General features: G+C 53.2%; 19 protein-coding genes. 3 read left to right on the plus strand and 16 right to left on the minus strand.

All coding sequences use genetic code 11. From position 1 onward, the window contains the following. Positions 1-36 precede the first annotated feature (36 nt). Positions 37-813 (minus strand): ferredoxin--NADP reductase, encoded by a 777-nt coding sequence (locus tag ACJJH9_RS19630; protein ID WP_252084055.1) that lies wholly within the window; start codon positions 811-813, stop codon positions 37-39. 124 nt (positions 814-937) lie between these two features. Here ACJJH9_RS19630 and ACJJH9_RS19635 point away from each other — a divergent pair, with 124 nt between their 5' ends. Next, positions 938-1,825 (plus strand): LysR family transcriptional regulator, encoded by an 888-nt coding sequence (locus tag ACJJH9_RS19635; protein ID WP_444923757.1) that lies wholly within the window; start codon positions 938-940, stop codon positions 1,823-1,825. 41 nt (positions 1,826-1,866) lie between these two features. Here the strand turns inward: ACJJH9_RS19635 and ACJJH9_RS19640 are convergent, their stop codons facing one another. The 10 genes from ACJJH9_RS19640 to ACJJH9_RS19685 form a co-directional block, all read right to left on the minus strand. Next, on the minus strand, positions 1,867-2,361 hold the full coding sequence (locus tag ACJJH9_RS19640; RefSeq protein WP_444923758.1) for a hypothetical protein: 495 nt from the start codon (positions 2,359-2,361) through the stop codon (positions 1,867-1,869). A gap of 138 nt (positions 2,362-2,499) precedes the next feature. Further along, positions 2,500-4,122, minus strand: coding sequence for a M28 family metallopeptidase (locus tag ACJJH9_RS19645; RefSeq protein WP_444923759.1), 1,623 nt, complete (start codon positions 4,120-4,122; stop codon positions 2,500-2,502). A 149-nt stretch (positions 4,123-4,271) separates the two neighbouring features. After that, positions 4,272-5,015: a hypothetical protein gene (locus ACJJH9_RS19650; protein ID WP_444903543.1), complete on the minus strand. Its 744-nt coding sequence runs from the start codon at positions 5,013-5,015 to the stop codon at positions 4,272-4,274. Positions 5,016-5,025: 10 nt separating this feature from the next. Further along, positions 5,026-5,436 (minus strand): ACT domain-containing protein, encoded by a 411-nt coding sequence (locus ACJJH9_RS19655; RefSeq protein WP_444883311.1) that lies wholly within the window; start codon positions 5,434-5,436, stop codon positions 5,026-5,028. Positions 5,437-5,621: 185 nt separating this feature from the next. Continuing rightward, on the minus strand, positions 5,622-6,347 hold the full coding sequence (locus tag ACJJH9_RS19660) for a hypothetical protein (RefSeq protein ID WP_444903542.1): 726 nt from the start codon (positions 6,345-6,347) through the stop codon (positions 5,622-5,624). A 76-nt stretch (positions 6,348-6,423) separates the two neighbouring features. Next, positions 6,424-6,909: a hypothetical protein gene (locus ACJJH9_RS19665; RefSeq protein ID WP_444887657.1), complete on the minus strand. Its 486-nt coding sequence runs from the start codon at positions 6,907-6,909 to the stop codon at positions 6,424-6,426. A 276-nt stretch (positions 6,910-7,185) separates the two neighbouring features. After that, positions 7,186-7,650, minus strand: coding sequence for an ecotin family protein (locus ACJJH9_RS19670; RefSeq protein WP_444887656.1), 465 nt, complete (start codon positions 7,648-7,650; stop codon positions 7,186-7,188). A 45-nt stretch (positions 7,651-7,695) separates the two neighbouring features. Next, positions 7,696-8,889 carry a c-type cytochrome gene (locus ACJJH9_RS19675; protein WP_444923760.1) on the minus strand — a complete coding sequence of 398 codons (1,194 nt, stop codon included), beginning with the start codon at positions 8,887-8,889 and terminating at the stop codon, positions 7,696-7,698. Between the two features lie 112 nt (positions 8,890-9,001). Then, entirely contained in the window at positions 9,002-9,688 is a 687-nt protein-coding gene (locus ACJJH9_RS19680) for a thiol:disulfide interchange protein DsbA/DsbL (RefSeq protein WP_252084024.1), read from the minus strand. A 229-nt stretch (positions 9,689-9,917) separates the two neighbouring features. Then, entirely contained in the window at positions 9,918-10,592 is a 675-nt protein-coding gene (locus ACJJH9_RS19685) for a c-type cytochrome (protein WP_444923761.1), read from the minus strand. A 124-nt stretch (positions 10,593-10,716) separates the two neighbouring features. Between ACJJH9_RS19685 and yihA the strand changes: the two genes are divergently transcribed. Continuing rightward, positions 10,717-11,385 (plus strand): ribosome biogenesis GTP-binding protein YihA/YsxC, encoded by a 669-nt coding sequence (yihA, locus tag ACJJH9_RS19690; protein WP_252084022.1) that lies wholly within the window; start codon positions 10,717-10,719, stop codon positions 11,383-11,385. 340 nt (positions 11,386-11,725) lie between these two features. Here yihA and ACJJH9_RS19695 read toward each other — a convergent pair whose 3' ends face one another. The 4 genes from ACJJH9_RS19695 to polA all read right to left on the minus strand — a co-directional run bounded on the left by ACJJH9_RS19695 (position 11,726) and on the right by polA (position 17,687). Continuing rightward, a complete protein-coding gene (locus ACJJH9_RS19695) occupies positions 11,726-12,184 on the minus strand; it encodes a hypothetical protein (protein WP_444923762.1) in 459 nt (152 codons plus the stop codon). Positions 12,185-12,877: 693 nt separating this feature from the next. Further along, positions 12,878-13,846 (minus strand): ribose-phosphate diphosphokinase, encoded by a 969-nt coding sequence (locus ACJJH9_RS19700; protein WP_252084020.1) that lies wholly within the window; start codon positions 13,844-13,846, stop codon positions 12,878-12,880. Continuing rightward, positions 13,843-14,487 carry a dienelactone hydrolase family protein gene (locus ACJJH9_RS19705; protein ID WP_444883305.1) on the minus strand — a complete coding sequence of 215 codons (645 nt, stop codon included), beginning with the start codon at positions 14,485-14,487 and terminating at the stop codon, positions 13,843-13,845. The genes ACJJH9_RS19700 and ACJJH9_RS19705 overlap by 4 nt, the downstream gene beginning before the upstream one ends. Positions 14,488-14,948: 461 nt before the next feature. Then, positions 14,949-17,687, minus strand: a complete 2,739-nt coding sequence (gene polA, locus ACJJH9_RS19710) for a DNA polymerase I (protein ID WP_444923763.1) — start codon at positions 17,685-17,687, stop codon at positions 14,949-14,951. Positions 17,688-18,026: 339 nt separating this feature from the next. Here polA and ACJJH9_RS19715 point away from each other — a divergent pair, with 339 nt between their 5' ends. Continuing rightward, entirely contained in the window at positions 18,027-18,323 is a 297-nt protein-coding gene (locus ACJJH9_RS19715) for a hypothetical protein (RefSeq protein ID WP_444891684.1), read from the plus strand. 98 nt (positions 18,324-18,421) lie between these two features. Here ACJJH9_RS19715 and ACJJH9_RS19720 read toward each other — a convergent pair whose 3' ends face one another. Next, positions 18,422-19,312, minus strand: coding sequence for a metal ABC transporter substrate-binding protein (locus ACJJH9_RS19720; RefSeq protein WP_444923764.1), 891 nt, complete (start codon positions 19,310-19,312; stop codon positions 18,422-18,424). Positions 19,313-19,366: the final 54 nt, after the last annotated feature.

The raw sequence follows: 19,366 nt of genomic DNA on the forward strand, positions 1-19,366 counted from the left end.
CCTGAGGGTGGTTTTTTTATGGGTGGACAGGCCAACTTACTTTTCGACGAAAGCACGCTCAATCACATACTCGTGCGGTACACCTGCGCGGGTCTCCTTGAATCCCCAGTCATCTAGGATATTGGTGAGATCCTTCAGCATTGCCGGGCTGCCGCACAACATAAAGCGGTCTTCCTCGACATTCGGCTTGGGCACATCGAGATCTGTAAAGAGCTTACCGGTCAGCATCAAGTCGGTCAGGCGGCCGGTATTACGATAAGGCTCACGAGTTACAGTGGGGTAGTAGAGCAGCTGCTCACGCACCATCTCACCAAAATACTCATGCTCAGGTAGCTCATTCTCGATCTGTTCCTGATAAGCCAGCTCAGAGACATAGCGCACCCCGTGGGTAAGAATCACTTGGTCGAAACGCTCGTAGACAGTGGGATCCTTAATAATGCTCATGAAAGGTGCCAAACCAGTACCCGTAGACAGCAACCACAGGCGCTTGCCAGGTAACAGGTGATCCGCAACCAGAGTACCGGTGGGCTTCTGGCTCACATAGATCTCATCGCCCGGCACAATTTTCTGCAGACGAGAAGTCAGGGGACCATCGGGTACCTTGATGCTGAAGAATTCGAGCTCATCTTCGTAGTTGGCACTGGCAATGGAGTAGGCACGCAGCAGTGGACGGCCGTTGTCCTGCTGCAGACCGATCATCGTGAAATGTCCGTTCTCAAAGCGAAAACCCGAATCTCGGGTGGTCTTAAAGCTAAACAGCGTGTCGTTCCAGTGATGGACATCCAACACCTTCTCTATATTCAATTTGGACATAAACTTAAAACCGGTTATTCCACGAGTCTCTTGATAGTTGAATTTTAGCTCTGGAAGATCTATTGGCAAAGTGGGATATTTCGATATTCCTTATCTATTTTAATGATTAAGTGGAGAATTCCCTTTGCGCTATACCTTGCGCCAACTGGAGGTATTCCTGGCCTGTGCCCACCACGAGAATGTGAGCCGCGCGGCAGAGAGCCTGAGCATGTCCCAGTCTGCCGCCTCCACCGCCCTAAAAGAGTTCGAACAACAGTTTGAGTTGCGCTTATTCGAGCGCACCGGCAAGCGCCTGCGCCTGAATGAGCTGGGTAGGCAACTATGGCCCAAGGCGGAGGAACTGCTGGAACGGGCACAGGAATTAGAACAGAGCCTGGCCAGTCATCGCTATCTGGGCCGCCTAAAAATAGGGGCAACCCTAACCATCGGCAATTACCTGGCTGCGAACGTAATGGCGCGCTACATGGAGGAGCAACCCGGCACACGCGTGGAGCTGGAGGTCGCCAATACCTCGGCAATTACCGAGCGGGTGCTCAACTTTGAGCTGGATCTTGGACTTATTGAGGGTGAATTTAATCACCCGGATCTGGAGATGATTCCCTGGCGTAGTGATGAATTAGTCGTCTTTTGCGCCCCCTCTCACCCCCTGGCCAAACGCAAGCGCCTGACAGACAAAGATCTGCTCAAAGCCACCTGGATTACCCGGGAGCCCGGTTCCGGTACACGTCAGACTTTTGAGCGTGCAATGGTCGGACTACTACCAAAACTCCATATTTTGTTGGAGCTTCAACATACAGAGGCCATTAAGCGAGCGGTGGAAGCTGGGCTCGGTATCAGCTGCCTGTCTAGAGTCTCTTTAGCTGATGCCCTGAAGCGGAGCTCATTAATCGAATTGCCGGTATCACAGAGAAATTTTCACAGAGAATTTTATTTCGCCCTACATCGACAAAAATATAGAAGTGCGGGGATTGAGCGATGGTTGGAGTTATGTCGATCTGAACAACCAAAATAACAAACCACCCTAAAGGGTGGTTTGTTATCTCAAACAAGTAGTTATTTTATACGTACTAACTGAGACTTCACATCTTCAGAAACTTCGTCAATAGAAGCGATATTTAACCCGCCAATCGGAGCAGCTGCAGTGCTTGGCTGAAGAGTAACATGCGCGGACTCTGGCAGTTTCCACATTGCACCAGTTGCAGGATCTACAATCAACCAGCCAATTAAACCACCAAAAACTATATTACCAACGTACCAACCATCCATGCCAGCTTTGATCAAAAAGCTTTGCTCACTATAACCAGCCATCTGGTATTTCACCGTATAGCTCGCAGAAGAGAAGAATCCATCAGATGCTGGCAGGGTAATAGTGTCAGGAGTTACGCCACTGTGAACATCCAAACCTGCCTCATTGATGATGGTAAAGTTTGCACCGTTCGGAGAGCTATTGATAGTTACTGGATATGAACTATCACTCACGATACTTGCACAACCCGTTGCCATTACCAATCCAGCAACTGCAGTCCCCAAAGCTAATTTTTTAAACATTTTTTAGACCTAATACTGATAATATATTTTATTCACCGGTAACTAACCGATAGGCGGCGCAATTTAACACAAACCCATAATTATCTTGTAAAAATTTATTCACAAAATATTTACAACTGAAGTGATAGTCTGTGTAACCTAATTAGTACCAAACAGCTCCCCAAAGAAATCTCCCTCATACCATGAAGGCTTATCCTTAGCATCCGCCACTTCCCTGGCAATTAGATAATTAACTTCGGTGAACTGCCTAGCAGCTGCGTAGCTCACCCCAGCATCAGGCGCATCTCCGGGTTTGTGATAGCTCTCTTTCAGGAATGCCACTTGTTTAGCGGTACCATCAATATTCGGATCCTGAGCTTCGCGCCCAGTAATTAGGTAAATAGAGGGCACACCGCGGCGAACGAAATTATAGTGATCACTACGAACAAAGATCACTTCTTCAGGCATGGGATCAGGGCTCAATTTTAAACCGCTGAGTTTTGCCGCATGCTCCGCAATCTGGCCAAGGGACGAATGCTCGGCACCAAAGGCAATAATATCGCGGAATGGGTAGAGCAGCATGGGCATATCCAGATTGATATTGGCCACGATGGACTGCAGAGGTACGGTAGGGTATTCGGCAAAGTAGTCCGAGCCGAGTAATCCCTTCTCTTCTCCGGTCACCGCAACAAACAATAGAGAGCGTCGTGGTGCTTGGCCAGACTCCGCAAACAACCGTGCGGTTTCCAGCATTACTGCGATTCCTGCAGCGTTATCTTGAGCGCCGTAATAAATCTGGCCATCTTCTTTTTTACCGATATGGTCCAGGTGTGCAGAGAAGACCACATATTCATTTTTAAGCACCGGGTCGCTACCCGGTAATACGGCCACAACATTGGGGCTACGCACTTCCTCGTGCCTAGAGCTTGTACTCAGGGCAGCACGGTAAGGCAGCGAAAATCCACGGGGATTTTGACCTTTTTCCATAATGCTGAAGATAGCTGCGAGGCTCTGTTGGGTACCGTCGAAGAGTTTGCTCGCCGCATCGATATCAAGCAATACACCAGGATACAAACCGGGGATAGCGCTGCCCGGCTCGCCTTTTCGGTTTACCCAGTCGAAAGTCTCATCGTGACGATGCTCCGCATAGCGCACGAAGGGGCGGCGCTTCTCGCGCTCGGGGGTATAAATGGTGATATAACCCACCGCACCATGACGAGCAGCGGTCTCACCCTTGTTGCGGCTTGATGCATAGTGAGCCCCCACTTCACTGGGCAGACTCTTCGGGCGACCACTCAGTATCACTGCAATCTTACCCTTCACATCCAATCCGGCATAATCATCTAGGCCATAGTCCGGCGCTTCAATTCCGTAGCCAACAAACACCAGCTCGGCCTCCAAGCGTGCCTGCTCACTGGACGCAGAAGGCGAGGTGATAAAGTCCTCCCCGAAGGCAAAGCCGACCTCACCTTTGCCCCCCTTTAAAACAAAAGTCGGCTCAGTGCCATTCCAGCTGGCACTACGGAAAGGTACATCCTGAAAATACCCCTGCTCACCAGCCGGAGCGAGCCCCATGGATTGGAACTGCGCGGCCACATATTGCGCCGCCTTGAGGTAGCCTTCGCTGCCTGTGTCTCTTCCCGCCAGCTCTGCAGAAGCCAGGTAATTCACATCCCGACTGATATTGTCGATATTCGCGCTTGGGGCTGTGCTGGTGGAAACTGGCATACAGGCCACCAGCAGCAACGACAGCAGGCCGCTGAGCAGGACTTTTCTTTTCATCGGATTACTACTTCTCGAATAAATCTTTGCGGTCTGCCAGACAGAACCAACACCGCACCAAAAAGGAGCGCAATCTTACCACGTTCAGACTTAGCGCAGAGCACCAAAATGTGAGTAATCACTTACTTGAAAGGATTAATATATAGAATTCAGGCGGCCTTGTAGAGCCCAGGAAAGGCTCGGCTTATTGCGGCGGTCACTTCCTCATGGGCCCGATCCGCACAAAACTCTCCATGGGCTGCCAGAAAGTGTAGGAAGGGCAGCTGTAGCAGGCGCTCAAAATCCTCCTGCAGCCAACAGCGTTGGTCCCGGCCTTCAGGAGTCATCCGTGTTCGCCAGGCAGGCGGTACCTGCATCCCCGAGCGCATACCGGACAGTCGCAGCAGATTTCGGCCAAACCAGCTACAACCGCTCCACTTCCCCCAATACTGCAGAGCATCACAGCCCAGCAACAGGCCGTCATTGAAGGGCAACCACCAGAATGCCTCTGGGTAACGGCTGTAACGCAGTTCCACGAAGCGACTGCCGGGTATTGGACAAATTCCACCATCCCTCACCAATCTATCAGCACTGGGGGGATAAAAGTTCGAACCGGTCTGCCGCCAAAAAGTCAGATCAAAATGGTCACGGTAATAAAGATCATCCTGGCCGTGATGGTAGCCAAGACGCACTGCATGAGCTATTCGGCCGAGATCCTGCAACTTCTCTTCTTGCGCTGGGCGCAGGCGTATCGGGTTCACCAGTATCAGCTCTTCCTGCCAACGCACAATGGCCATGTTGCGGTTAATGGTAACCGCCGGTGCCAGTTTTACGGTCCCAGGGACGAAGAACAGGTCTGGTAGTAGTTGGCGAATCTCGCCGTGGGGCTGGGGTTCAGGGTAATTAATACGCACTGGCAAGCGCTCAGGTGTAATACACCCGATTACTGAGCCCGCGTAAAAGCTGTAAGGCTCGCTGCGCGCTCTCTTCAGGGACAAAGACATGATCGTGACGCAGGGCATTTACCATATTCGCCACTATGCCCGCATCAGCCAGCTCCCTGGCGACTGTAGCGGTAAGGCCCACCGCACTGAGACCGGAAAAGACCTGCAGGGTAATTTGTCTGAAGGGCCCGCTGGAAGCAATCCCATACTGCTGTGCCAAGCATCTGGGTAAGATCGCGCTCATCCCCTCGCCTTCGCGGAAGATACACAGGCTTTGAGTCAAGACTTCTTCGAGCCGAGCATCCGACACCTGGCAAAACACGTAGGTTTCCTCATGTAACTTTGGGCACATATTTCTCAGGATATTTGCGAGGGAAACTTCTGCAGTCATATCCGGTTTGCCGTTGAAAAAACCTGCTGTGAAAATACTCAGCGAATGGTTACCAGTCAGAAACCACCTAGTGTAATTATCCAGAGGGAACATTTCCCACAGGTAAAACTACATGGCCATATGACCTGCTTGATCATCACGTTCTATTAATGGATGACAACACCACTGTCTCAGAGGTTTTTATTTTAATTTCGCTGACGGGTTTTCACCCTCTTTTTATTGGTTTTTTTCAGCTCCTCTCCTTCTAGCTCTGGCTCGCCCGGAGCTGGTGCAGTATTCACCTCTAAATCGGGGGAATCTTTCTTTTCCCAGCGTTGCAACATTCTATCAATCGCTTTTTCCAGACGCACACGAGGGAACTCGGGACAGGGAGCACCCTTGCCAGGATCATGCCAGGCAGATAATGGTGCAACAAAAACAATCAGAGATTTATGCAGGCGATCCCGACCGATACTCACTTCCGTCCAGGTAGTCTGCCAGGCAAATTTACCTCGCACTGAATAATCGCTCTCATAGGATTTCAAGGTGAGAAAATAGGGATATATTTTTCCTCTGCGGCAAATGATTCTACGACCGGTTTTTATATTGGCCATTTGGGTGAAAGGATCAAAATACCAGTGGATATCGTAACCAAAAGCAAATTGCATTTTTCCGTCATGTGGGAGAAAAGCGTAGGAGCGGCCAGTACCATCGGGTTTGAGACTCCATACATGGCGGGCCTCCCCATCTCTGGAGATTAGCCAGGCACCCACCCACTGGCTGGCATTCAGCTTGGATTGAGCGTGCCAGCCTGCATTGCGCTGCTGTGTCTGTTCACTCTGTTTTTCTTTTTTTTTCTGCTCCTCCTTGGCAAAAGCTGAAAATGCTGTGAGCAAAAATACCAGAGTCAAAACCAAGGACTTTTGCATCACAGCTCTACTCCAATGTTCGGCGCTCCCCTCCCTGAGTGGAAAATTCCTGTTTTTGTTTCTTACTCGGACCCAAAAATCAGCTGGCAATGTTGGGGCAGTTACTACCCGCTTTAGGCGTACTCCAGTCACTCAATCGGCGCTGGAAACTCAGTAACCCACCGCCAGCCTGCAGCCAGTGCCGCCCGTCTATTACGGCAAATAACAGAGTGGAGCGGCTCCAACCACGAAACGCCACCGAGACCACACCGCCCTTACAGCTAACGGAAGCACCGGTGCGGACCCGCACACGATCACCATCCAGTTGCCAGTTAATGGCAAACCCATGAGTCAATCTGCCACCGGAGTTAAAGCCATAGGCATAACCGGAGCCATCGGCATTGAGTTGCCAAACCAGTTGGTCGTCACCTTCACTCACTACCAACCAGTTGCCAGCCCACCTTTGTTGAGCTGATTCCGCCGTTGCCATCGAGGGCAATAACAGGAACAGCATTAAGGCAATGGCACAACTCTGTCGTATGGCGACAAACACAAAATTCGAAGGGGGATTACGCAAATACTTCATGCGCTGCTCTACCGTAAGTGCTCCACGGTAAGAACCGCGGAAAGGGGTTGCTGTAAACGGCGGCTGGCGTCACCGCCAATTTTCCTGGCCGGTTACGGCCACAGGCCAAAAAAACCGGCGTGAAAAATCGCACAGGCGCTATTTTTCACATCCCTTGCTTAGTAAGGCTAGACGCTAAATCCCACAGTGGCATTAGAAGCATTAAAAATATTTATTGAGGCGCCACTATGGGGGAGTGGAATTAGAAAGGCTGTTAGATAGGGCTACGAGCAATCATTATTTTGAGTGAGCATCAGATAGGTTTTTATCCGCACGCCACACACGGTATTTCAATTGGACGCCCTCCGGCAGATACACCACCAGGGGCTGGCTACTTGAATAAGGCAGTATCAGGCCGTTACCGCGCACGCGGATAAAACGGCGCGATTCGGAATCGGACCCACAAACTTTACTGGTACCTTTGGAGGGCTTTGGTTCTGCCAGCACATAATAGGGGTAACCCCAACCCGGTAGAACCTGGCGCTGTAAGGGCGCGCTATAACTGCGCAGGTTGCAATCGGCCAATGCATTCTTGCCTGGCACTAACTCAACCATAAAGCGGCTCTCATCGACCACCTTGGGCAACTCAATAACATGGCGCCGCTTACCCTCAACTTCTGCAGGAAAGGCATCTAGCGGTTCGGCCGCCTGAAGCGGCACCACACAACAGAGAATAAGAGCGGAGAATAAGGATCTTGCCACGGCGACTTCCTCACGGCTGATCAGCTGATTTGGCGCACAAACCCTTTAAAGTCTAGACCGCTTTCTCCAGCGCAGTCCCCACCAAAGTGACACCCCCAGTGCTAGTGCCAATGCAAAGAGCAATGCCGCCCATAAATAGCTGATGTGTCCCCCCGGCATTGGTTCCAGGCGTGCTCTGGCTCTTCCCAGCAAGGTGCCTAAATTTTGAATTGAAGCGATCACATCAGTATTGGGCGCGTTTGAGAGCACTTCTCGGCGCAATGTTTGCCATTGGGCTTGTAACTTGCTGTACAAAACCCGGTCGCTCATTTCAATGGATTGCTGTAACGGCTTATAGCCCTCTCGATAGGCGAGCATCAATTTGTGATAAGCACCGGCATTGTCACCGCCTCGATAAGCGGTTTCCGCCAGGCTTAGTAACCCCTCTGCGCGAGTAAGGGGGTGTTCGAGGGAGCGGATCAGGTGCGGGTGGCCCCGCCACCACAATAAGGCACTCCTGGCATCAGTGGGCAACTCAATCGGTCGGGTTACCGCCATACCCGGCAGACTGATCAGTGCTGGATAGCGCTCGGCAAGATCGGCGGAGGGTGGCAGCTGATTTTTTACGGCAAAAGCGGCCACCGTCACCGCGAGAGCCCAGCGCTGGCGACTATTTAAGTCGCCATCAACCCGCTCGCTATGCACGCTATCCACGTTAGGGTCGAGAGTATTGTAGAGGTCATAAAGACTGAAACTCGCCATCCGCCTAGCATCGCGCAGATCGGGCAGGGCTCCATCACCCTGGCCCCATCTACCGTGGCAGCTGGCGCAGCGCTGTTGGAAAAGGGGAGCAGCCAAGCTGGCTGAAGGCAGTGAGTGGGCTGGTGAACGCTGCATTTGATAGAGAGCCGCCAATCGGTCGGCTATCTCATTGGCGCGCCTTCGCACTTTTTCAGCATCCTCGCGTCGGCTCAAAGCCGCCTGTAACCCTGCCATGCTGTTTTCCAGGGCTGAACGGCCCGGTTTATCTGACAACTTCCGCACCAGATCCAGCGCCTCGGCAGCATGGTCTTGCTGGAGTTGATAGAGACCTGTATCGATAATTTGGCCTTTATCGATGGCATCCCCGTAACCCACAGCGATATAGGAAAGCAGGTTGCTCGCGCGCGCGGCAAGCTTGTCATTTTCCGCGACCTGCTGCGCCCAAAGAGATTGAACTGAGAGGGCCAGCAAGAGTAGTAAAGTCCATGAATTTCGCAAAAATGACTTCCTGTTACTGGCAGATAACGAAAGGGGTGGTAGTCGTTAATTGTGGCAAACGCCTAGATACAAAAAACCCCGCACTGGGCGGGGTTTGTTTTCAGGTGGGCTATTAGCCTCGATCGGCGCGCTCCTTGGCGATCAAGTAATCCGCTACCTGCAGCATCAATTCCTGACCATTGCTTTTGCCCTTGTAACCCGGCAGAGAGGAGCTGATACGGTACTTACCAGCCACAACCACTTCAGGTGTACCAGTCATTTTATAGGCGCGCTGATTGGCAACACCCTGCTTGACCTTGCTGTTAATGGCGAAGGAGTTCATCAGCTTGGCCGCTTTAGCACCATCGGCGCCATGCTTGTTAAATAAGGCTTCAATAGCAGCCAGGTCGGGCTTAAAGTTGCGACCTTCACGAATCGCCAGCATTTGGCGCTGGTTGTAAATGGTATTGAACAGCGGAGTGTGCATTTTTTCCAGAACACCCATGGCATCAGCCACGTAGAACAAGCGGGCGTGAACATCCATCACTGGCTGCCAAATAGCCGGCAGCTTCACCAAGGAGACATCACTGGGCATTTTTTCTTTCCAGCGCTCCAGGGTCGGTTCGAAATGAAAGCAGTGGGCGCAGCCATACCAGAACATCTCGGTCACTTCGATTTTATTGGCGTTTTTTTGTGCTACCGCCTGTGGCAGCACTTGGTAGTGTTGGCCCGCCTTGAATTCACCGCCTTCTTGGGCGCAGGCGACTAGGCTGAACAACACAGCCAAAACCATCGTTATAGGGGCGAGAACTGCTCTCATAAGTCTTCTCCAGCTTGTACATTCGTGGTTCGAGCGCCTGATTTGGCGGCATACTGTCGGGCCACTGAGGACACAATAGACAGCGCAGATTATTTAAGTTCCCAGCGCCAGGCGCAAGGAAAGGTCGCAAAAGTGGCAATACTTTACCCAATTCCCGCTCACTTGAGCGAGCGTCGGGCACAAAAAAGGCCGGTGTGTGACCGGCCTCTCGTTACTGTGGCTAACCCTTTTAGTCGGTCAGACCAGCGATATAGTTGGCAACCGCCTTGATCTCTGCATCGGAGAGCTGCTTGGCAACGGTACGCATGGTGCGAATCTCACCATCATTGGCACGAGTACCCGCACGGAAGGCTTTCAGCTGCGCTTCAATATACTCCGGATACTGACCGGACAGACGCGGATAACCCGCTGGCGCATTGCCCTGACCGGTGGGAGAGTGACAGCCCATGCAAGCCGGTACGCCAGTTTCTTTATTGCCTGCGCGGAACATCTTGCGGCCAAGGATGAGGCTATCGACACTGTCACCACTATTGAGCATCACCGGAAAGGCAGTGGAGCCAGTCAGCTGCATTGGCTGGGAGGCGAAGTAGGCGGCGATATCCTGCAGGTCTTGGTCGTTAAAGTTATCCAGCTGACCGATCATCTGCGGTATGTCGCGGGCCTTCTCACCATCAGGAGTACCTTTGATGTCCTGAAGCTGCTTATAAAGGTATTTTTCACCGAGGCCAGCGATTTTTGGGAAAGCTGGTGACAGGCTGTTGCCATCAGCACCGTGACAGGCGGCGCACTGAGCGGCCTTAGCCTTGCCCGCAGCAGCATCGCCAGAAGCCATTGCAAAAGGTACGGCCCCCAAGCCGAAAACCAAACCGAGTGCCAGAGCAGTGTTCTTGATAATGCTGTTCATACGTCGTCCCGTTGCGCGCTGAAATATGGCGTTTCGTGTCGCCCCCGATAGTCCTGCGACGCGAAAACCGCGGCATTATATACTTGCGCGCCAAGCGAGTGTACTGAATCAGCAGACTTAAACGATGCCAATTAACAAATTTGAAGCCCAACCACAGAAACTGAACTATCGTTCCATACGATTTCTCACCAGCGCCCCCACTCTGGCACAGTGTCCTGAAGACATTGGCGCCGAGGTGGCCTTTGCCGGCCGCTCCAATGCGGGCAAGTCCAGCGCCATCAATGCCCTGACCAGCAACAACAAGCTGGCGCGCACCTCTAAAACCCCCGGGCGCACCCAGCTGATCAACTTTTTCAGCCTGTCAGAAGACCAGCGCCTAGTAGACTTACCGGGCTATGGCTACGCCAAGGTAGCCCGTGCTATGAAAGACGAGTGGCAGCGCCATCTGGCCGAGTACCTGGAGCAGCGCACCTGCCTGCGCGGCCTGGTGTTATTAATGGACATACGCCAGCCTCTCAAGGAGTTCGATCTGCATATGCTCACCTGGGCGGTAGAGGCCGGACTGCCCGTGCATATCCTGCTTACCAAGGCCGATAAAATGAAAAATGGCCCAGCCAACAACGCCCTGTTCGCCGTGGAGAAATCTCTCAAGGAGCAAGGGTTGAGTCGCGGCGTTACCCTACAGACCTTTTCTTCACTGAAAAAAACCGGCCTCGACAAGCTGGAGCGCAAGCTAAACACCTGGCTGGCGCCCCAGACCGATGCTGAAGTGCCAACCGAGACTGAGAGCTAAAGCAAACTCTGGGGGAGACGAAATCCAGTTACGCCTTTGCACGCGGTTCTGCTCAGTGAACATCGATCCAAAGCCACCGATCTGCAAGTCAAAGCGATGATCAAGGAGGTCGGGGGCTCCAAGATCACCCTGTCAGTTCCGGCCCGGCGAAATGTTCTCTCCCCCGGGCAACAGCGAACGCAGTAGCAACTCACGCAGACGACGTCGCGCTTGGGGGGTCGCACAGTGCAGCGCCTCCGCGCAGAGGGCACGCTGTGCTAACAGATCCACCAGGGTGTCCTCGCAAATAGCAACGGTGAGCAGACGCGAGGATTTTTCGACCTCTGCTGCCGCCTCCCCTTTAATGCAACTGCAGGTTCGCCCCGCCATGGGATACGAGCTTTCCCCCGGCAAGTAAGGGTGCCGGCTCGTCGTCCCCATCCGTATAGAGTGCGCTGATGCAGTCAGCGGCAAGCCGCTGTTTATCGCGATCTCCCAGTTTGCGGGCGAGAACAGAACTGGCTCCAACAAGGAGGTAATGGTGGTGTTTTTCATCTCCCTGCTTCCGGTAAGCCGCCATTAATTGAGCGGCACATTCACTAAAACGTGTTGCAGATACGGCATAGCTGGGCCACTCGCTTGTGAGCAGCATTCCCGCCACATCAAACGCGCAACCCAGGTAGGGAATTGCCTCACTATGATTTCCCTCTTCGCACAGCATCCTGCCGCGCTCCATCCAATCCAACCACGCCTGTTCCGCACGATCGTTATTCTCAATCAGCCACTGGCGGTGATTAGCACATAGGTAACGTAAATTCACGGTAACCCCCCTGTTAGGTTTAAATTAAAGATAATGAGAAACATTATCATTTGCAAGCGCATTTAATTGAAAGAGACAAATGAAAAGACTCTTAGGGAGGTATTGAGAACAAGGCATAAAAAAAGCCGGCAGATGGGGGCTGCCGGCTAGGGGTCAGTGCCCTTGGGGTGGGGCACTTGCCAGACGCACCCAGGGGGACGGGTACGTCTGAGGGTTCCTCTACATATGCAAACACCTTGCATATTGGAAGGTTAGGCTGGCTCAGATTCGTTTCCCAGCCAGTAAACACCACGATCAGAGGTGCGCGAATACTATGCCCTTTAATCACTAATTTCCGGAAATAGGTTCCAAAGACACCAATAAATCAGCAGCTAATGAGAAAGGTCCAGAGAGGCGGAAAACAAATCCTCCTGCGCGCAGACAAAAAAAACCCCGGGTTTGGGGAATTCCGGGGTTAAAAAGCTGAACGCTTTGGGGTTAGGGAGCAACAATGATCTGTTTTATTCGATAGGACATTTGCCCCATTTGTTCCCATTGCTTAAGTAAATAAATGTAAATGCGGCTCAGGGGCGGAAAAAATAACGCGTGATAGGGATGGAACGGATTCCAGAGGAGTATTTATTCGCCAAAATTGCGTAAGACAGATGTGAAGCAGAGAGTTACTTTGTCGATAAGACTAATTTACTGAAAAAATTAAAGTGTAAGCTCACTCACCGGACCACAATCATGCAGGCGCCGAATCGCTTCCGCCATCAATGGGGCGCAGTCGAGTAGATGGAAACTCTGTGGCAAATTTAACTGGGGTAAAGAGTTGGTCACTGCCACCGCCTCCAAGGGTAGTTGTGACAAGTTTGAGAAAGCATCGCCACTAAATTGGCCGTGGCTGGCCAGTGCCAGGATACGCTGCGCCCCGCCTCCATGGGCAGCTTCCACCGCCCGACAGAGCGTTGCACCACTAGCGATAAGATCATCCACAACCAACACGACCGCCCCCTGCACTTCCCCCACCAAGGTGCCCCCGCTGATTTTTTCTCCACTGCGATACTTCTCGACGAAAGCGCAACCTACTGGGCGCCCCAGACGCTCACTCAGGGCCTCGCGCAAGGCCTCCGCGCGCTTTATACCGCCCTCATCCGGCGATAAAACCGATAGTGGTCGCGGCTCCGCCAACAGCTGACTCAGCGCAAACTCCAGTAACAGCGATTCCGACAGCAAATGTAAGGTGCGGCAGCGAAAAGCATTCTCGAACGCAGCCAGGTTGTGGGCATCGAGAGTCACGACCACCTGAGTCCCCACGGCCTCAAACAAGCTGGCCAGATAGCGAGTGGGCAGTGGATCGTGTAATTTGGTGCGGCGGTCTTTGCGTCCGTAGCAAAGGTAGGGCATTACTGCGGTAATACGTGCCGCCCCTGCATCGCGCAGTGCGCCAATGAAGAACAAACAACGCAGCAGTTTTTCATCGACACTACTGCAATGGTCCCTGTATAGGGATTGCACCAGGAAGACATCCGCCCCCTCGACATCATCCAATGGACGCACTTTATGCTCACCATCGGCAAAGCATCGCTCTTCGTGGCGAGCTAGTGGTTCACCCAGGGCTGCAGCCACACGACCAGCAAAATCGGCGCCGGCATCCAGGCTAAATAGTTTCAGTCTACTCATAGTAAACTCGCACGAAACCAGCGCTCGGTCATGCGCACTACTTCATCCATGGCACCGGGTTCCTCAAATAAATGACCGGCGTGGGGTATCAAGTGCAAGCGGGGCTCATTGACCATATGATTTAGGGCCTCTTTATTTAATTCCAGCACCTGCTTGTCATCACCGCCTACCAACAACAGCGTGGGCGCCTTAACCAGGGGTAGATCGGAACCGGCCAGGTCCGGTCTGCCGCCCCGTGAAACCACCGCACCCACCAGAGACGGACGCTCGGCGGCGGCAATCAACGCTGCCGCAGCCCCAGTGCTGGCGCCGAATAGTCCGATATGCAGAGTCCGGGTAGTTTCCCCATGTGCGGCCCAATCGATCACTTCCACCAGGCGCCGGGCACTCAGGTCGATATCAAAACGGTATTCACTGGTAGCCTCATCTGCACGGGTTTCCTCTTTGCTGAGCAGATCAAATAAAAGTGTGGCAAATCCATCATCGTTCAGACGTCGAGCCACGGCGATATTGCGCGGACTGTTGCGGTTACTACCACTGCCATGGGCAAAGATCACCAGCGCACGCGCTTCCTGGGGCAGCGTGAGAGAAGCCTGTAGAGTTTTGTGCTCCGCTGCCAACGCTATAGTTTTGTTCTGCATTGATGGCCCTCTCTGTAACCAGGGGACAAGGGCAGTTAATAATCCTAGCCGCCCAGACGTTATGGCAAACGAATGAAATCTTTGTAGTGCTCAGACTAGACCAGATGAACGCCAGCGGGCCTGCGGGAATTACTTGTGTCGCTTAATCCATGAAAAAGCAAGAGCTGTAGAAGGGTTTTATTTGAAGGCAAAAAAAATGCCCCGGACTTGGGGGAGTTCCGGGGCAAACATCTGACTTCCTTGGGGGATGATGACGCATTCCAACGATCTTGCCTTTTTAGAGGGGATGTCGCCGGAACAGTTCCACGATTTCGCGCAAAGAATGCAAAAACGCCGACTAAAACACACTTATTGGCACTTTTTTCATCAAAAAGACGCCTATTAAGCCATCTTGTACCGGCGTATCTCATTGAACAGGCTCTTTTACTAAATGGATGAACCAGTCGCTAAAATTGAGAAACTCAATGCGCTTCATCCCAGCTCTTGCCGCGTCCCAGATCCACAATCAAAGGCACATGTAATTGGGCAGCGCCCTGCATAATCTCCTGTACACCACTGGCCACTGTCTCAACCTCATCCTTAGGCACTTCGAGTACCAGTTCATCGTGTACCTGCATAATCAGTTTTGTCGACAGCTGCTGCTCTTTCAGCCAGGCATCCACGGCTATCATGGCGCGCTTGATAATATCTGCGGCGGTGCCCTGCATTGGCGCGTTGATCGCGGTACGCTCGGCCGCCTGGCGTTGCATGCCGTTGCGCGAGTTGATCTCCGGCAGATACAAGCGGCGACCAAATAGGGTCTCTACGTAGCCCTTTTCCGCCGCCTGCCGGCGGGTATCCTCCATATAGCGCAACACACCGGGATAGCGTTCGAAATAGCGGTCGATATAAGTCTGCGCATCGGCGCGTGGGATATCCAATTGCTTGGCCAAGCCAAACGCTGACATACCGTAGATCAGGCCAAAGTTGATGGCTTTGGCACGGCGGCGCTGTTCATCACTGACTTCATCCAGCGCCACTTCAAAGACCTCTGCAGCAGTGGCGCGGTGAATGTCGGCTCCGTGGGCGAAGGCATCCACTAAGCCCTTGTCCCCAGACAAGTGCGCCATGATGCGCAGCTCAATTTGTGAATAGTCCGCCGCAATAATTTCACTACCGCCATTAATGCGCGGGTCCGCAGTAAAGGCACGGCGGATACGACGCCCTTCCTCAGTGCGGATGGGAATGTTCTGTAAGTTGGGGTCACTGGAGGACAGTCGACCGGTGGCTGCCACCGCCTGGTGGTAAGAGGTATGCACCCGTCCGCTGCTGGGGTCGATCATTTTCGGCAGCTTGTCGGTATAGGTATTCTTCAATTTGGCCAGACCGCGATACTGCATGATCAGCGCTGGCAGCTCGTGATTGTGGGCCAGTTCCTGCAGTACCGCTTCGGCAGTGGATGGCGCCCCCTTGGGGGTTTTCTTGATCACCGGGATCTGCAATTTCTCAAACAGAATGACTCCCAGCTGCTTGGTGGAACCCAGGTTGAATTCCTCACCGGCCACCTCGTAAGCCTTTTGCTCCAACGCGCGCATCTTCTGCTCGAGTTCGGCACTCTGCTCGGCGAGCATTTTCGCATCGATATAGGCGCCGTTGCGCTCCATAAGTGCGAGCACCGGCAGCAGTGGCATCTCGATTTCATCGAGTACCTTTTGCAGCGTCGGCTCCCTCTGTAGGCGTGCGCCCAACTCATTGTGCAGACGCAAAGTGATATCCGCATCTTCAGCAGCATAAGGACCGGCTTTATCCAGCTCGATCTGGTTGAAGGTAAGCTGTTTGGCACCTTTACCGGCGATATCCTCAAAATGTACCGTGTGCTCGCCCAAGTATTTTAGTGCCAGGCTGTCCATATCGTGGCGGCTGCCGGTGCTGTCCAGTACATAGGACTCCAACATCGTATCCCGTGCGATACCGCGCAGCTCGATGCCGTAGTTGGCCAGGATATGACTGTCGTATTTGAGGTTTTGCCCCACCTTTTTCTGCTTTTCATCTTCCAACAGTGGTTTCAGCTTGGCGAGAACCTCATCGAAGGGCAGCTGCTCAGGTGCGCCCATGTAGTCGTGGGCCAGAGGCACATAAGCGGCACGGTAAGGCTCTACCGCAAAAGACACCCCCACTAGTTTTGCCTGCATATAGTTAAGACTGGTGGTCTCGGTATCGAAAGCAAAGATCTCAGATGCCTTGAGCTGTTCAAGCCAGGCGTCGAATTCAGTCATCTCGGTAACGATGACATAATCCCGCTCAACCGCCTCAGCCATGGCCTCTTCAGACTCTTCACTGGTCAGCTCTTCCAGCCAGCCGCGAAATTCATTCTGGGTGAACAACTCTTTCAAGGCATCGGTATTGGGATCCGCATTATGCAGATCCTGTGGGTGATAAGGCATCTCCACATCGGTCTTGATGGTGGCCAGTTTGTAGGAGAGTTCTGCCGCCTCGCGGTGTTCGGCCATTTTCTTGCCGAGAGTCTTGGCGCCGCGGAATCCCAACGGTGCAATGGCGTCCAGGTCTGCGTAGATATTTTCGAGGCTGCCGAGATTTTGCAGCAGCGCCAGCGCCGTCTTTTCCCCTACTCCGGGGACACCGGGAATATTGTCGGATTTATCCCCCATCAAGGCGAGGAAGTCGATAATCAACTCCGGCCCAACGCCAAACTTCTTCACAACCCCTTCGCTATCCATCTCCGTGTTGGACATGGTATTGACCAGAGTGACGCCGGGGCGCACCAATTGCGCCATGTCTTTATCACCGGTGGAGATAATCACTTCCTGGCCCTTACGCTGGGCTTCCAGGGCCAGGGTGCCGATCACATCGTCCGCCTCGACCCCATCTACCACCAGGCGCGGTAACCCCATGGCATCGATAATATCGTGGATCGGCTGAATTTGCTCGCGCAGGTCGTCCGGCATGGGAGGGCGATGGGACTTGTATTCGGCAAACATCTCATCGCGAAAGGTTTTTCCCTTCGCATCAAACACCACTACCACTGGGCTTTGCGGATGCTCCTTCAAGTGGCGGCGCAGCATGCTGATCACACCACGCACGGCGCCGGTGGGTTTGCCCTGGCTGGTGGTCAACGGCGGAAGAGCGTGAAAGGCGCGGTACAGATAGGAGGAGCCATCCACCAGGATCAGCGGGGCGGCAGGGGTGCTTTGTTTACTCATAAATCTCGGGATTCTGTTATTTGTCCTGTCGGGCGCTCGCGGCGCTGGATTGGCCGATAGGATACCCCCCTTTGCACAGTTTTTCCGCTCGCTAGCGCCAGGCAGAACATTTACCGCCACCACAGCCCCTGCGGCAAAGCCAACTCATCTCGACGCTGGGTTACTAACAATCGACGCAGCAATCTCACCAAATGCTCAGGCTTGTCTAGTCTTGCCGGTAGCGACTTTCATTAATCGCCAACTCCCCGGAAACAAATGCCAATGGCCGCCCACAGGCGGCACGGGGCCTTTTATTTCCGCAAAAAAGTTACCCACAGATGTACAGGAAGGATTCTTATTATGAGAGGAGTGATGTACGCCGCACTGCTATTTACCGCCTCATTTCTAGCAACGCCAGTAGCCGCGGTATCTGCCTGCCAAACGGAAAAGTCCCAGCAAACGGTCTCCGCTACAGCAGATTATCCACAGATACCAAGTCACGAGCTGATGCTGGAAGAAGCCACCAGGGAACAGAGTGAAGCGTTATTTCAACGCCAGATGCGTCAACTGGAAAAGATGCAGCGCAAGGCCGAGCGAGATTCAGCGCGCGCAGAAAAACTTCTGCAATTCAAAAATAAATCCGGTAATGCCGGTTAAGCGGCTCTAATAAGGTATGGTTACAAGGTATGGCCCGCGTCTCTACTGTCGGGCCATCTTTTTTTCCCAAGTCGACATCACATTACCTGGGGCCCAGTTTACTCCTCTGCTTCATCTACACCGCTGTCGGGTATCTCACTAAGACAGCTGCGCGCCTGTACCAACAGTGACTCGATCAAGTCGCGATAGCTGGCATCGGGCCCCAGCTGTTCTCCGAGGGGGTCCAGAGCGACATATTCCAACCCCAAATGCTCTGCCACTTGCCGGTCCCGAGTATTTTCTGGGACTTCTCCAAACAGGCAACCTCGCCCCATCCCACTGAGGCCTAACATGGCGCGTGCACCGCGACCGCCACCGCTGCCATTACTTAGAGCACGGGTATTCACCCCAGCGGAGCCAAAGAAATGTCCATAAGCATCATGGGTCACCACTATGGGTACATCGCGGTAGGCCCACAGGGCCCGGTCCAGCACTTTCTGAAGGCTGGCCATAGATTGGGAAAAGTCGCGGGCGCGACTGCGATACAGCTCAGCCTGTTGCGGCTGCAATTGTGCCAGGCGCTCAGCGATCAGGGCCCCAGCCAATGCCGCATTGCGCGGACGCAGCCACAGGTGGGGATCGGCTGCATTGGCCCCCTGGTACTCAAATTCAGTTGCGCCCAATAACTGCAATTGCCTTTCTTCGGGTAGCGAATTCACCTGCCCGGCCAGCAGCCCCTCCATCTGCGGCCCCAACCAAATCATTAATAAGGCGCGCTCCAGACGTGCCCGCTCCGCAACACTGGGGGCGTAATGGTGGGGGTCGGCCCCCTGGATTAATATTTTCACCGGCAGGTTATCACCGGCAATTTCCCGTGCGATCAGTGCCAGCGGGCGCACGCTCACCACCAGCTCTGTGCGCTCCATGGGCTGCGATTTACCACAGGCCAGCAGGCTGAGGCAGAACAACATCAGGGCGGAAAAGTAGAAAACACGCGAAGAGGGAGACATGAGAGACATTTGGCGACGCAAAACTGAGATATAATCACAACCGGCTTCGTGCCG

It is taken from the genome of Microbulbifer mixtoriginis (SeqCode) (assembly GCF_052466715.1).